Source organism: Arthrobacter sp. NicSoilC5 (assembly GCF_019977395.1).
Taxonomy (GTDB): domain Bacteria; phylum Actinomycetota; class Actinomycetes; order Actinomycetales; family Micrococcaceae; genus Arthrobacter.
This window is the reverse complement of record NZ_AP024660.1, coordinates 2,174,734-2,187,227: the sequence shown is the minus strand read 5'-3', so window position 1 is coordinate 2,187,227 and position 12,494 is coordinate 2,174,734. Positions and strand designations below refer to the sequence as shown.

The 12,494-nt window shown below is 67.9% G+C and carries 10 protein-coding genes; 6 read left to right on the top strand and 4 right to left on the bottom strand.

Annotated features, from left to right (window positions below; all coding sequences use genetic code 11):
- Nucleotides 1–2: 2 nt before the first annotated feature.
- Nucleotides 3–1,352 carry an alpha-hydroxy acid oxidase gene (locus tag LDO22_RS10260; protein WP_275182120.1) on the bottom strand — a complete coding sequence of 450 codons (1,350 nt, stop codon included), beginning with the start codon at nt 1,350–1,352 and terminating at the stop codon, nt 3–5.
- A 67-nt stretch (nt 1,353–1,419) separates the two neighbouring features.
- Here LDO22_RS10260 and LDO22_RS10255 point away from each other — a divergent pair, with 67 nt between their 5' ends.
- Nucleotides 1,420–2,139: an FCD domain-containing protein gene (locus tag LDO22_RS10255; RefSeq protein ID WP_224027011.1), complete on the top strand. Its 720-nt coding sequence runs from the start codon at nt 1,420–1,422 to the stop codon at nt 2,137–2,139.
- Here the strand turns inward: LDO22_RS10255 and LDO22_RS10250 are convergent.
- Entirely contained in the window at nt 2,136–4,637 is a 2,502-nt protein-coding gene (locus LDO22_RS10250) for a glycoside hydrolase family 3 C-terminal domain-containing protein (protein ID WP_224027010.1), read from the bottom strand. The two genes, LDO22_RS10255 and LDO22_RS10250, sit on opposite strands and share 4 nt — an antisense overlap.
- On the bottom strand, nt 4,638–5,954 hold the full coding sequence (locus tag LDO22_RS10245) for an MFS transporter (protein WP_224027009.1): 1,317 nt from the start codon (nt 5,952–5,954) through the stop codon (nt 4,638–4,640).
- A 109-nt stretch (nt 5,955–6,063) separates the two neighbouring features.
- On the opposite strand from LDO22_RS10245, the gene LDO22_RS10240 reads away from it, so the two are divergent.
- Nucleotides 6,064–6,654, top strand: coding sequence for a TetR/AcrR family transcriptional regulator (locus tag LDO22_RS10240; RefSeq protein WP_224027008.1), 591 nt, complete (start codon nt 6,064–6,066; stop codon nt 6,652–6,654).
- A 3-nt stretch (nt 6,655–6,657) separates the two neighbouring features.
- Here the strand turns inward: LDO22_RS10240 and LDO22_RS10235 are convergent, their stop codons facing one another.
- On the bottom strand, nt 6,658–7,692 hold the full coding sequence (locus LDO22_RS10235) for a LacI family DNA-binding transcriptional regulator (protein WP_159630757.1): 1,035 nt from the start codon (nt 7,690–7,692) through the stop codon (nt 6,658–6,660).
- 355 nt (nt 7,693–8,047) lie between these two features.
- Here LDO22_RS10235 and LDO22_RS10230 point away from each other — a divergent pair, with 355 nt between their 5' ends.
- From LDO22_RS10230 to LDO22_RS10215, 4 genes are read left to right on the top strand one after another with little or no spacing between them, the layout of a single operon-like run.
- The gene (locus LDO22_RS10230; protein WP_224027007.1) at nt 8,048–9,505 is read left to right on the top strand and encodes a Gfo/Idh/MocA family oxidoreductase; all 1,458 of its coding nucleotides are present in this window, start codon (nt 8,048–8,050) and stop codon (nt 9,503–9,505) included.
- Nucleotides 9,506–9,514: 9 nt separating this feature from the next.
- On the top strand, nt 9,515–10,471 hold the full coding sequence (locus tag LDO22_RS10225) for an NAD(P)-dependent oxidoreductase (protein ID WP_224027006.1): 957 nt from the start codon (nt 9,515–9,517) through the stop codon (nt 10,469–10,471).
- On the top strand, nt 10,468–11,373 hold the full coding sequence (locus LDO22_RS10220; protein ID WP_224027005.1) for a 5-dehydro-4-deoxyglucarate dehydratase: 906 nt from the start codon (nt 10,468–10,470) through the stop codon (nt 11,371–11,373). The genes LDO22_RS10225 and LDO22_RS10220 overlap by 4 nt, the downstream gene beginning before the upstream one ends.
- On the top strand, nt 11,373–12,476 hold the full coding sequence (locus tag LDO22_RS10215; protein ID WP_224027004.1) for a mandelate racemase/muconate lactonizing enzyme family protein: 1,104 nt from the start codon (nt 11,373–11,375) through the stop codon (nt 12,474–12,476). The genes LDO22_RS10220 and LDO22_RS10215 overlap by 1 nt, the downstream gene beginning before the upstream one ends.
- Nucleotides 12,477–12,494 lie beyond the last annotated feature (18 nt).

Sequence of the window (12,494 nt, the reverse complement as noted above, 5' to 3'; positions counted from 1 at the left end):
GCCTACCTGGCCAGCAGCCGCACGTGCTCCGGGGTGAGTTCGGAAACGCGGCTGACACCCAGGAGGGCCATGGTGCGGGCCATGTCCTTTTCCAGGATCTGCAGGGTCCGGTCCACGCCTGCGCGGCCGCCGGCCATCAGTCCGTAAAGGTAGGCGCGGCCGATCAGCGTGAAGTCGGCGCCCAGGGCCAGCGCCGCCACGATGTCCGCGCCGCTCATGATCCCGGTGTCCAGCATGATGGCCGCCGTGGCGTTGTCCGCAGCGAAGGCCTGCTTGACCTCGGGGAGCAGATGGAACGGGATAGGGGCCCGGTCCAGCTGGCGTCCCCCGTGGTTGGACAGGATGATGCCGTCGGCGCCGTGATCCACCACGCGGCGGGCGTCCTCCACCGTCTGGATGCCCTTGACAACCAGCTTGCCCTTCCAGGTTTCCCGCAGCCAGTCCAGGTCCCCGAAGGTCAGGGTGGGATCGAACATCGAGTTGATCAGGTCCGCCACCGTGCCGGTGTAGCGGGACAGTGAGGCGAACGTCAGGGGCTCATGGGTCAGGAAGTTGAACCACCAGGCCGGCCGGTAGGAGGCGTCCAGGACGGTCTTGAGCGTCAGCGCCGGCGGGATGGTCATACCGTTGCGGACGTCCCGGAGCCGGGCACCGGCCACGGCGGTGTCAACCGTGACCATGAGGGTGTCGTTGCCTGCCCTGGCAGCGCGTTCGATCAGTTCCAGCGAGCGGTCCCGGTCCGTCCACAGGTACAGCTGGAACCAGTTGCGGCCGTTGGGCGCGGCGGCGGCCACATCCTCGATGGAGGCGGTGCCCATGGTGGACAGCGTGTAGGGAATGCCGGCGGCTTCCGCGGCCTGGGAGCCGGCGTACTCGCCCTCGGACTGCATCATCCGGGTGAAGCCGGTGGGGGCGATGCCGACCGGCAGCCGCGACGGCTTGCCCAGGATCTCGGTGCTGAGGTCGATGCTGGAGACGTTCCGCAGGATGCCCGGACGGAACTCGATGTCCAGGAAAGCCTGGCGGGCGCGGCGGAGGGTGATTTCCTCTTCGGCGGCGCCGTCCGTGTAGTCGAAGGGCGCCTTCGGGGTGCGGCGTTTGGCGATGTCGCGGAGTTCCCAAATGGTGCTGGCCCGCTGCAGCCGGGCAGCCTTGCTGAATCCGGGCTTCTTGAACTGCATCAGGGGCGCCAGGTCCGAGTACTTGGGGACGCGGCGCTTGAGTGCTGGAGGCACCAAACCGGGAAGGGCAGCCGACGACGGAGCCTTGGCAGGTGCCGGGGCTGCGGGGACGTCCGTGGCCTCCGGAGCCGGGGTAGCCTCCGGGTTGTTGGGCTGGATGGTGTGGGTCATGGGTCCTCCTATGGTCCAACCACACTCTAGGACATGTGGTCCAACCACATCAACTACTATTTTTGGTATGCGCACCCACCAGCTGGTTTTGCACTGGATCGAGGATCGGCTGTCAGCCTGCGACCTGGCCGTAGGCGGCAGGCTCCCGGCGGAGCGCGCGCTGGCAGAACAGCTCCAGGTCTCCCGGACCTCCGTGCGGGAGGCCATCCGGATTCTTGAAGCCATGGGCGTGGTGCGGTCCGGCGTTGGCTCCGGCCCGGATGCCGGGACAGTGGTGATCTCGGATCCCACCGCCGCCCTCGGCTCAGCCCTTCGGCTGCACGTGGCCACCCAGCACCTGCCCGTGGCGGACATTGTGGAGACCCGGGTCCTGCTGGAGTCGTGGGCTGCTGCGAGGGCCCGACGGGATGCGCCGCAGCTTGAGGATGCGGCCACGCTCCTGGCGGCGATGGACGCTCCGGAAGGCCTGCCCGTGGGCGAATTCCTGGCCCTCGATGTCCGGTTCCACCTGGCCCTGGCCAACGCCGCAGGCAACGCAGTGGTCAGCGCCATGATGGGCTCGCTCCGCGAATCCATCCAGGGGTACGCCGCGGAACTGACGGGCAACCTGCCGGACTGGAAGGCAACTGCCTCGCGCCTGCACGCCGAGCACCACGCCATCCTGGCTGCGGTCAGGAACGGCGACGGCGGCCGGGCGGCGGAGCTGGTGTCGGGCCATATCAAAGGGTTCTACAAAGAAGCCGGGCTGGGCAGGGATAACCCCGCCCAGCCCGGCACAGTGGGCTAGCGGACCTCGATCGCCAATTCCTGGAAGTCGTCCTCGGCATGACGGCCCACGAGGATCCGGAAGGTGCCGCGCTCAAACTGCCAGCCGCCGTCGTAATGCGCAAAGGAGCGGGCCGGAATCCGGACTTCCACACTCTCGGTGCCGCCCGGCGCCAGGTGGGTGCCCGCGTAGCCCGCCAGCCAGCGGACAGGCCGTTCCACAGCGGATACGGGCCGGTCCAGGTACACCTGCACTACTTCACGGCCGGACCGGCTGCCGGTGTTGCGGACAGGAACGTGGACGACGACGTCGGCGCCGGCCGGGACCGACTCCCGCGCATGCGGGGCGCCGAGCTCGAACGTGGTGTAGCCCAGGCCGTAGCCGAAGGGAAGGGCCGGTGCGGCACCGCCCGAAGCTTGCTGCTTGAGCCAGGCACGGTAGCCGACGTGGATGCCCTCGGAGTACACCACCTTGCCGTCCACCGGGGTGGTGTCCAGGACCGGGACGTCGGCCAGGGCCGCAGGCCAGGTGGTGGGAAGGCGGCCGCCCGGCTCTTCGACGCCCAGCAGGATGTCGGCGATGGCACGGCCGAATTCCTGGCCGCCAAACCAGCCGAGCAGGACGGCGCCCACCTTGTCCAGCCATGGCATGATGACGGGCGAGCCGGAGTTCACCACCACCACGGTGCGCGGGTTCACCGCCGCCACCGCTTCCACCAGCTGGTTCTGCCGGCCTGGAAGGTCCAAGTCCTTGCGGTCAAAGCCCTCGGATTCGATGGCGGCACTGGTTCCCACCACCACCACCGCCACATCGGCGGTCCGGGCAGCCTCCACCGCGGCGTCGATCTCTGCCTGCGGGTCGTCCACCACCGTTTCCTCGCCCAGGAGGATGGCCGTGAAGGGGATGACCTGGTCCGCGGGGAGGTCGTATACGGCCTCAATGCGGACCGCGTCCCCGGCGGCGTCGGTGGTGACGGGGTGGACGGTCTTGGGCGGGTCGAAAAGGGCCGCGCCGAGCACGTCGGTGTCATCCTCGAGCCCGCCGTTGAACACCTCGTCACCGTTCAGGGACAGGCGGACCCGGCCGACGGTGCCGATGCCCAGGTGGTGGATGCCGGCCGTCGGCGCGGTCCACTCCGTTTCCATCCGGATGGCCGCTGCGCCCTCGGGGATGCCGACGCCAAACCAGATCAGGTGCGACGCCAGCCGGTCCTCACCCGAGATGACGGTCCCGTCGCCGGCCAGGAAGGTCACCCGCAGGCCGGGCACGCCGGATACGGGGTTGTGCAGCGAGGTGCGGGGGAAGGGCTGCAGGCCTTCCGCCACCTTGGCGCCGCGGGCGTAACTGACGCGGACGCCTTCGGGCAGCGCCGCGCGCAGGCCTTCAAGCGGTGAGATGTTCTGCTTGGGCATGACGGTGGCGCTGCCGCCGCCCTGGGTGCGGGCCTCCTCCGCGTTGTGGCCGCTGATGGCGACGCTCGCCAGCGCCTGCGGATCCAGCGGCAGCAGGCTGTCCTTGTTGCGCACCAGCACAGCGCCGCGCACGGCCACTTCGCGGGCGACGGCGGCGGCATTCAGGGGTGCCGGCAGCTCCGTGACGGAGGGGGAGACGCCCTCGAGGGAGCCGACGCGGGCGGCGAGCCGCAGGATACGGACCACCTTTTCAAGGATCGCGGACCTGCTCACGCGGCCATCGTTCACGGCGGCCAGCAGCTTGGGTCCCCAGTGGCCCACCGGCCCGGGCATCTCCAGATCCTGGTTGGCGTTGGCGGCCTCCACCGATCGGACACCGGTCCAGTCGGACACGACGACGCCGTCGAAGCCCCATTCGGTGGACAGTGGCGTCTTCAGCAGGTCGTTTTCGCTGGCGGTGGTGCCGTTGATGGAGTTGTAGGAGCTCATCACCAGCCAGGCGCGGGCCTCGGTGATGGCGTCCTCGAAGGCTGCAAGGTAGAGCTCGCGCAGGGGGCGCTCGTCCACCACTGAGTTGGACGTGAAACGCTCGGTTTCGGCCTCGTTGGCAATGTAGTGCTTGGGTGTTGCCCCTACGCCCATGGACTGGACTCCGGCAACGTACCCTGCCGCCATGGTGGCGGTCAGGCGGGGGTCCTCGCTCATGCACTCGAAGTGGCGGCCGCCCAGCGGGGACCGGTGCAGGTTGATGGTGGGGCCCAGGACTGCGTGGACGCCCTTGCGGCGAGCCTCCTGGCCCAGGACCTGGCCGTAGCGGCGGGCGGTCTCCACGCTCCAGGTGGCGGACAGGGCAGACGACGACGGCAGGGAAACGGAGTCGTGCCGCTCGTCGAAGTCTTCCCCGCGGACACCTGCCGGGCCGTCGGACATGACCACGCGGGAGAGGCCGATGGAGGGCAGGGAGTGGGTTGCCCAGACGTCAGCGCCGGTCAGCAGCTGGATCTGTTCTTCGAGGGTGAGGCTCTTGGCCAGGTCAAGGAGGCGCGCTTCGGCATCCGGTGAACCGGCGGGGGGAGCAGTGACGGCGGGGGAGAGCGTGGGATTCATTTACTTGACTCCTTTGATGCGGGTGACGAGGACGGCGCCGATGATGCCGACGACGGCTCCGCCGATGAAGAGGGCGGGGTAGCCGCCAAGGGTGATGACGGGGAAGGCGATGGCCGGTACCAGGGACTGGGGCAGGGCCTGGGCGATGTTGAAGACGCCGAAGGTCTTGGCGTTCTCGCTTTGGCTCCCGGGCAGGAGGTCCGCGATGAGGGCCACATCGACCGCCCCGAAGCAGCCGAGGCCCAGGCCGGCCAGGGCCTGTCCCACCAGGACCTGGTCCGTGGTGCTGCTGGTGGCAATGACAATCAGGCCAGCCATCATGATGATGGCGGAGGCGATGACCATGGCTTTGCGTTTGCCGATCCGGTCGCTGAGCCAGCCGCCGGCGATGCTGGTGACCACGGTTCCGGCCGAGCTGACCAAGGTGGCCTGGAAGACCAGGGCCGGGACTGCGGTTTCTGCTACGTGCAGGTGGTCGGCGAAGAAGTAGGGCAGGTAGAGCAGTCCGGCGCAGTAGCCGACGTACACCAGGAACTTGGTGAACCAGGCCCAGCCGAGGCCGGGGTAGGTGCGGGGGTTGAAGTAGAAGGAGCCGGCAATTTCCTTCAGGTTCAGCGGGGCCGGCTTTTCCGTCAGTACACGGTCCTTGAAGGTGAACGCGAAGATGAGCGTCACGGCGGTCCCTACGACGCCGGGGACCACCGCCATCTGGAAAGCGTTGTCGAACAGTTGGGCGAAGTACGCGGCGGCGACCAGGCCCACCGGCAGGGTCATCCCGATCAGTCCTGAGAGGCGGCCGCGTTCGGCGGGTGCCGTCTGGTCCGGAAGCGTGGCTACCAGGGCCGCCAGCGCTGCATTGAAGCCGAGCTGGGCGATGACCCAGGCAACCATGACGCCGGTGACGTTGGTGGCGGAGCCCAGGAGGACCAGGGATGCCAGTCCAATCAGGGACCCGCCCACGATCCACGGCTTGCGCATGCCGAAGCGGGATGTTGTGCGGTCACTTAACCGGCCGAAGAAGGGGTTGGCCAGGAGCGCAATGAGGGCTCCGACGCCGGCCACCAGGCTGAGCGCACCTGCACGCGTTTCCGGTGTGGTGATTTCTGAAACTTTGATGGCCAGCACCACCAGGGCCGGAGCGAGGACGGCCATCCAAAGCCCGGCGCTGGCAATGGGCATGCCGATCACGTAGGCGCGGGGTGTCCGGGTGGGCGCTCCGGAGGGAGCGGCTGAAACAGTGCTGGACGGTGAAATGCTGCTTGAAGGGATTCCGGCAGGCAACCCTGCTGAATCCCCGGTGATGGTCTTGACGGCCACGGTGCCTCCTGACAAAAAGTGGCCCTCCATTGGGCCCTGCGAAAGATGGTACCGGTAAAAACCGAGTCTGACTAGGTTTTGTCGATTCCACGTGAAATACACTGGCCAGATGCCTTCATCAAAGCCGCGCGGCCAGTACGCCAAGGGAGCGGAACGCCGCGAACAGATCATCCAAACGGCTACGGACGTTTTCGCGACTGAAGGTTTTGAAGGCACGGCGCTGAAGCGCGTGGCAGAGCTGGTGGGGGTCAGGGAAGCCACCCTTTTCCACTACTTCCGGGGCAAGCAGGAACTGCTGACGGCGGTCCTGGCCGAGCGGGACCGCCGCAGCCTCGCGGCAATGGGCGCCGAGGAGGCAGGGTTGGCGCTGATGGTGCGCTCCGCGGAGCGGAACCGCCGTGAGCCCGGGCTTACCACGCTGTATGCCGTGGCGTCAGCCACTGCCAATGACCCGGGGCACGATTCGCACGCCTATTTCAAGGAGCGCTACGCCGAGGTGGTTGACGTGCTGGCGGCAGACATTGAACGCCGCCAGTCTGCCGGGGAGGCGCGCTCGGACCTGCCCGCCGGCGACCTGGCCAAGCTGGTGGTGGCAGTCTCCGACGGCCTGCAGCTGCAGTGGCTCTACGACAAGGACGTGGACGTGGCGGACGGGCTGCGCGAGTTCATTGATGTGCTCCTGAAGCCGCCGGCTGCCTAGGTATCAGCCGTGGACCGTGCTGCGCGGCGCCTTTGCCGGTCCCGTGCTGGCCCGGACTTCCAGGCGCGGCTGGTAGCGGCCGCCGGGGGTGTCGTTCCCTTCCTTGCGGATCAGCGCCCGGAGCTGGTGCCATGCCTGCTCGCCCAGCTCGGTGATGGGGACGGCGCCGGTGGTGAGCGCCGGCGTCGTATATCTGGCAAAGGGGATGTCATCGAAGCCCGTCACCGAGATGTCGCCGGGGACGTCCAGGCCCCGCTCATGGAGGCCGCTCATCAGGCCCATGGCCACCAGGTCATTGAAGGCCAGGATTCCGGTGGCCCCGCTGGCCAGGACGGCATCCACGGCCCCATGTCCGGTGTCGAAGTCCGATCCGCCCTCCAGCATGGTGACGTCCACTTCGGGGTGGGCTGCCTTGAATGTCTCCAGGCCTTTGAGCCGCATCTCATTGGAGGCGCTGCGGGGCGGGCCGGCCAGGAAGGCCAGGCGGGTGTGGCCGAGTTCCACCAGGTGTTCGGCGATGTCCTGGACGCCCTGGCCGTAGTCCACCACCAGGCTGGGGACTCCCGGCGCCGTGGTGGTGCGGTTGATCAGCACCAGCGGGTGGAGTGAGGGTGCAATCTCCTCGAGTTCCGCGTCAGTCATGCGCGGGGCGCAGAGGACCAGCCCGTCGCAGCGCCGCCGCGCTTCACCCGCCAGGATGGATTCCTCACTGGACACTTCAAACGAGTCTGCAATGAGGACCCGGTAGCCGTCCTGCGCAGCGGCCCGGCTCAGGCCGCGGAGGATCGCCTGGAACGTGGGGTTGGCCAGGTCCGGGACCACGATGCCGATGGTGTCCGTCTTGCCCAGCGCCAGGCTGCGGCCCACCGGGTTGGGCTGGTACTTCAGCTCTGCGGCTGCCGCCCGGACCCTGGCCGCGATGTCCGGGTCCACGGTGAAGTTGCCGTTCATGACACGCGAAACGGTGGCGTGGGAGACTCCCGCCTTGACGGCGACATCCGCGATGCCGATCCGGCCGCTTGCCGATTTCCTGGCCATAGGGAACCCTTCGTTTGCGCCGTCGGCCGGCGCCCCCCGGGACTGCTTGGCGTCCAGGGGCTCCGGCCTTCATGGCAGGTGCTTTGGAAGACAGCATATACGGGAGTGGGAAACCGATTTCTATCCTTTTCCCGGCCGTTTTCCCGGCGGCGCTGCCGGTGCTGCATGCGGAAGGCCCGGAAACCGCTTTCTTCCTTTTCTGGAAGTGGTTGACGGATCTGCCGACAGGTTGATAAAACTCTTATAGAGCAATGAGAAAACGCTTTCTCAGCCCTCCGCCACGGTGCAGCACAGTACCGCTGCCGGAACACCGCCGCCCCACCGCGGGACATGAGCTTTTTCGAAAGGGACCCCAATGGTCAACACAGCCGAGACCACGTCGGCCGCAGCTGCTTCAGAGACCGGCAGAGCCGCCGGCGCTGAGACCGCTGCCGCTGCAGGCACCGCCGCCCGTAGGGGCGGGAAAGCCCGGATTGCCCTGATCGGCACCGGCGGCCGTTCCGAGATGTACATCCGTGCCATCTACGGCAAGCACGCGGACACCGCCGAGCTGGTGGCTTTCTCGGACGTGAACCCCGGACGCGTGGAGTTCTACCAGAAGCTCATCCAGGAACTGGGCGCGCCCGGACCGGTGGCGTCGTTCGACCCTGCCCAGCTCACCGGTTTCGTCCAGGCGAACAACATCGACCGCATCATCGTCACCACGCCGGACTACACGCACGCCGACTACATCGTGGAAGGGCTCCGGGCCGGTGCGGACGTCGTCGTCGAAAAGCCCCTGACCATTGACGCCGAAAGCTGCCGCCGCATCGTCCACGCCGTCCACGAGACCGGCCGCAACGTGGTGGTCACCTTCAACTACCGCTACTCGCCACGCAACAGCGCGCTGAAGGAAATCATCCAGAGCGGCGTGATCGGCAAGGTCACCTCCGTCGACTTCAGCTGGGTCCTGGACACCGTGCACGGCGCGGACTACTTCCGCCGCTGGCACCGCGAAAAGAAGAACTCCGGCGGCCTCCTCATCCACAAGGCCTCCCACCACTTCGACCTGGTCAACTGGTGGATCGACGACGTGCCGGAGCGGGTCTTCGCCTCTGGTGGGCTGAAGTTCTATGGCGACAAGAACGCTGCCGAGCGCGGGCTTGGACCCCGCCCCGAACGCGGAACGCCCGACGCCGATGCCCCCACTGCGGATAAGGACCCCTTTGCGCTGGACCTGAGGGAAGATGAACGGCTCAAAGCGCTGTTCCTGGACAACGAGCACTACGACGGCTACCGCCGCGACCAGGATGTCTTCACCGGTGGCATCACCATCGAGGACAACCTGGCACTGGTGGTGGAATACCAGGGCGGACCGCGGCTGAGCTACTCGCTGAATGCCCACAGCCCCTGGGAAGGCTACCGGGTCGCGGTCAACGGAACCGAGGGCCGCGCCGAGCTTGAAGTGGTGGAACGTGCCGCCGTCCGGCACAGCACCGACCAGAAGACCGTGGTGGACCCGAGCGCAACGCCGGTTGAGGAAGAGGACGCAGTCCGCCGCAACGGCGAGCGCCTGGTGGTCCAACGCCACTGGGACGCTGCCTATGAGGTGCCCATCATCAACGGCGAGGGCGGCCACGGCGGCGGCGACGAACTGCTGCTTTCCGACCTCTTCAACGGTCCGGGCGAAGACCCGCTGGGCCGCCCCTCCGGCTACCTGGACGGGCTGCGCTCTGTGTCCGTGGGCATCGCCGGGAACCGGTCCCTGGAGACGTCACTGCCCGTACGGGTCGAGGATCTGGACCTCGGCGTCGATCTCCGCCGCGGGAAGTAGGGGAAGACCATGAGGATTTTTGTCACCGGCGGCTCCGGCCGCCTGGGCCGCAGCGTAGTGGCCGGGCTGGCCCAGGCCGGCCACCACGTCATCTCGGTGGACCGCGAGGCCGTGCCCGCGGAACTGCTGCCGCCCGGCGTCGTGCAGGAAACCGCCGACCTTCTTGCCCCGGGTGAGGCGTTGCGGCTGATAGGGGCGTCAAGGCCCGACGCCGTCATCCACCTTGCAGCGATCGCCGTACCGTTCAGTGCGCCCGAGGACGTCATCTTCGCCACCAACACCCGGCTCGCCTTCGCCGTCATCAGTGCGGCGACGGAGCTGGGCGTCCCCAAGGTGGTGACGGCCAGCAGCCCCACCGTCCTTGGTTACGGCTGCCCGGCCGGCTGGCTGCCGCCGTCGTTCCCGCTGGACGAGCGCACGCCGCCAAAGCCCTGGAACGCCTACGCGCTGTCCAAGCACATTGCCGAACAAACCGTGCAGATGTTCGCCGCCGCCCAGGGGGAGAAGATCCGCTATGCAGCGTTCCGGCCCTGCTTTGTGATCTCGCCGGAAGAATGGGAAGGGGCCCCGACGCAGCAGGGGCACACCCTCGCCGAACGCCTCGCCGACCCCGCCCTCTCCGCGCCGGCCCTGTTCAACTATGTGGATGCGCGGGACGTTGCGGACTTCCTGGACGTGCTGCTGCAGAAGATGGAAGACATTCCCAACGGGGAAACCTTCTTCGTGGGGGCAGCTGACGCGCTCGCAACGGCGCCGCTCGCGGAGCTGATGCCCGCATTCCTCCCGGGAAGCGACGCGCTGAGCTCCGGCCTGACCGGCACCAGCCCCGCTTTTTCCATAGCCAAGGCCCGGGAGCTGCTCGGCTGGCAGCCCAGGCGCAGCTGGCGCACCGAACTGAAGCCCACCCTCAACGACGAGGCCACCGCCCTGGTTACCGCCGGCGGCGGAGGCAAGGAGACACCATGAAATTCGACGGCGTACTGTTCTTCCCTGTCACCCCGTTCACGGCCGAAGGCGCCGTTGACGTGGAAATGCTCAAGGAACACATCGGCTCCCGGCTTCCCTTCGGACCCGGCGGCGTGTTCCCCGCCTGCGGCACTGGCGAATTCCATGCCCTCAGCATCGACGAGGTCCGCACCGTCGTGGCGGCTGCCGTGGAGGTTGTCGCCGGAAAAGTCCCCGTGGTGGCCGGTGCGGGCGGACCCTTGGGCCACGCCCTCGCCGCCGCCCGCGCCGCCGAGGAGGCCGGCGCCGACGCCCTCCTGGTACTTCCGCCCTACCTGGTGACCGGACCCACCGACGGGCTGGTGGCGTACATCGAGGCCGTGGCGGATGCCAGCAGCCTGCCGGTCATTGTCTACCACCGCGGCAACGCCAGGTTCACCGCCGCGTCCATGGCCAAGCTCGCTGCCAATCCGAAGGTCATCGGCTTCAAGGATGGCCTGGGAGATGTGGGCCTGGCCCAGGAGATCGTGTCCGCTGTCAGGGCCTCCGGCCGGGAAGACTTCGCATTCTTCAACGGCCTGCTCACCGCCGAGCTGACGCAGGGCGCTTACCGCGGGCTGGGCATCCCGCTGTATTCCTCGGCCGCGTTTGCCATGGCCCCGGAAATCGCCAAGGCCTACTACGACGCCTACGTCTCCGGGGACGAGGACCGGCGCAACGCCTTGCTCGAGGGCTTTTACGCACCCCTGGTACGCCTCCGCGACCAGACGCCCGGGTTCGGCGTTTCCCTGATCAAGGCCGGCCTGAGGCTGGGTGGACTTCCCGTCGGGTCCGTCCGGCCGCCGCTGGTGGATCCCAGCGGGGAGCAGCTGGTGGAGCTCAAGGCCATCCTCGCCAGGGGCTACGAGCTGGCCGGCCGCTGATGAGAGCACCGGCGGCGGAAACCGTCCGCACCGTTCCCCGCATCACCGGACTGTCCACCAGGCTCCTCACCGTTCCGCTGCGCCGCAGCTGGGGTGTGGAGGCGCCGGAGAACCACGTCATCGCCACCGAGCTTCACACGGACGACGGCGGCACGGGCTTTGGCTTCTCCTGGACACCTACCATCGGTCCTCAGGCAGTCAAGGCGCTGCTGGACTGCGACATCGCACCTTTTGTCACCGGCCTTCCGGCTGCGCCGGAGCCGGTGTGGGACGCGCTGTGGAAGCGGCTGCACGAGGCCGGTGGCGGGGGACTCACCACCATCGCGATGGCAGGCGTGGACCTGGCCCTCTGGGATGCGCAGGCGCGCAGTGCCGGCACCTCCGTGACTGGCTTCCTCGGCCAGCGGCAGGACTCGGTGGAGGTGTACGGCTCCGGGGTGAACCTGCACTACACCCTGGAGGAGCTGGTGGCGCAGACCGAACGCTGGGTCGCCGCAGGCCATCGAGCCGTGAAAATCAAGGTGGGCAAGCCGGACCTCCGCGAGGACGCAGAACGGGTTGCCGCCGTCCGCACCGTGCTGGGCCCGGACCGCCGGCTCATGATCGATGCGAACCAGCGGTGGGACCTGCCCACCACCCTCCGCGCCTTGGACGTCCTCGCCGGGTACGGGCTGGACTGGCTGGAGGAACCCCTCCGCGCGGACGATCTCTGGGCTTGCCGGAGGCTCCGGAAACACTCGCCGGTGCCCATAGCCCTGGGCGAAAACCTGCACACCATCTACCGGTTCCGCGATTTCATCGAGGCGGAGGCGGTGGACATCATCCAGCCCAACATCATCAGGGTGGGTGGCATCACCCCGTTCCGGCGGATCGTGGAGCTGGCACGGACCCACAGCATCAAGGTCATGCCGCACCTGCTGCCGGAACTGTCCGGGCAGCTGGCCCTGACCCTGGCGGAGCCCACCATGGTGGAGGACGTCGAGGAGGCATCCTTCGAACAGCTTGGCCTCCTGGCCGGCCCGTCACCGGTCCGGTTCAAAAACAGCAGGCTGGCGACGGCGGACCGGCAGGGGCTGGGACTCCGCTTCCGGGAGGCGCTGTGACCACTACTTTCCGAACGA

Coding starts and splice junctions, on each gene's coding strand:
- LDO22_RS10260 (WP_275182120.1), bottom strand. CDS start 1,352: ATGACCCACACCATCCAGCCCAACAACCCGGAGGCTACCCCGGCTCCG.
- LDO22_RS10255 (WP_224027011.1), top strand. CDS start 1,420: ATGCGCACCCACCAGCTGGTTTTGCACTGGATCGAGGATCGGCTGTCA.
- LDO22_RS10250 (WP_224027010.1), bottom strand. CDS start 4,637: ATGAATCCCACGCTCTCCCCCGCCGTCACTGCTCCCCCCGCCGGTTCA.
- LDO22_RS10240 (WP_224027008.1), top strand. CDS start 6,064: ATGCCTTCATCAAAGCCGCGCGGCCAGTACGCCAAGGGAGCGGAACGC.
- LDO22_RS10235 (WP_159630757.1), bottom strand. CDS start 7,692: ATGGCCAGGAAATCGGCAAGCGGCCGGATCGGCATCGCGGATGTCGCC.
- LDO22_RS10230 (WP_224027007.1), top strand. CDS start 8,048: ATGGTCAACACAGCCGAGACCACGTCGGCCGCAGCTGCTTCAGAGACC.
- LDO22_RS10225 (WP_224027006.1), top strand. CDS start 9,515: ATGAGGATTTTTGTCACCGGCGGCTCCGGCCGCCTGGGCCGCAGCGTA.
- LDO22_RS10220 (WP_224027005.1), top strand. CDS start 10,468: ATGAAATTCGACGGCGTACTGTTCTTCCCTGTCACCCCGTTCACGGCC.
- LDO22_RS10215 (WP_224027004.1), top strand. CDS start 11,373: ATGAGAGCACCGGCGGCGGAAACCGTCCGCACCGTTCCCCGCATCACC.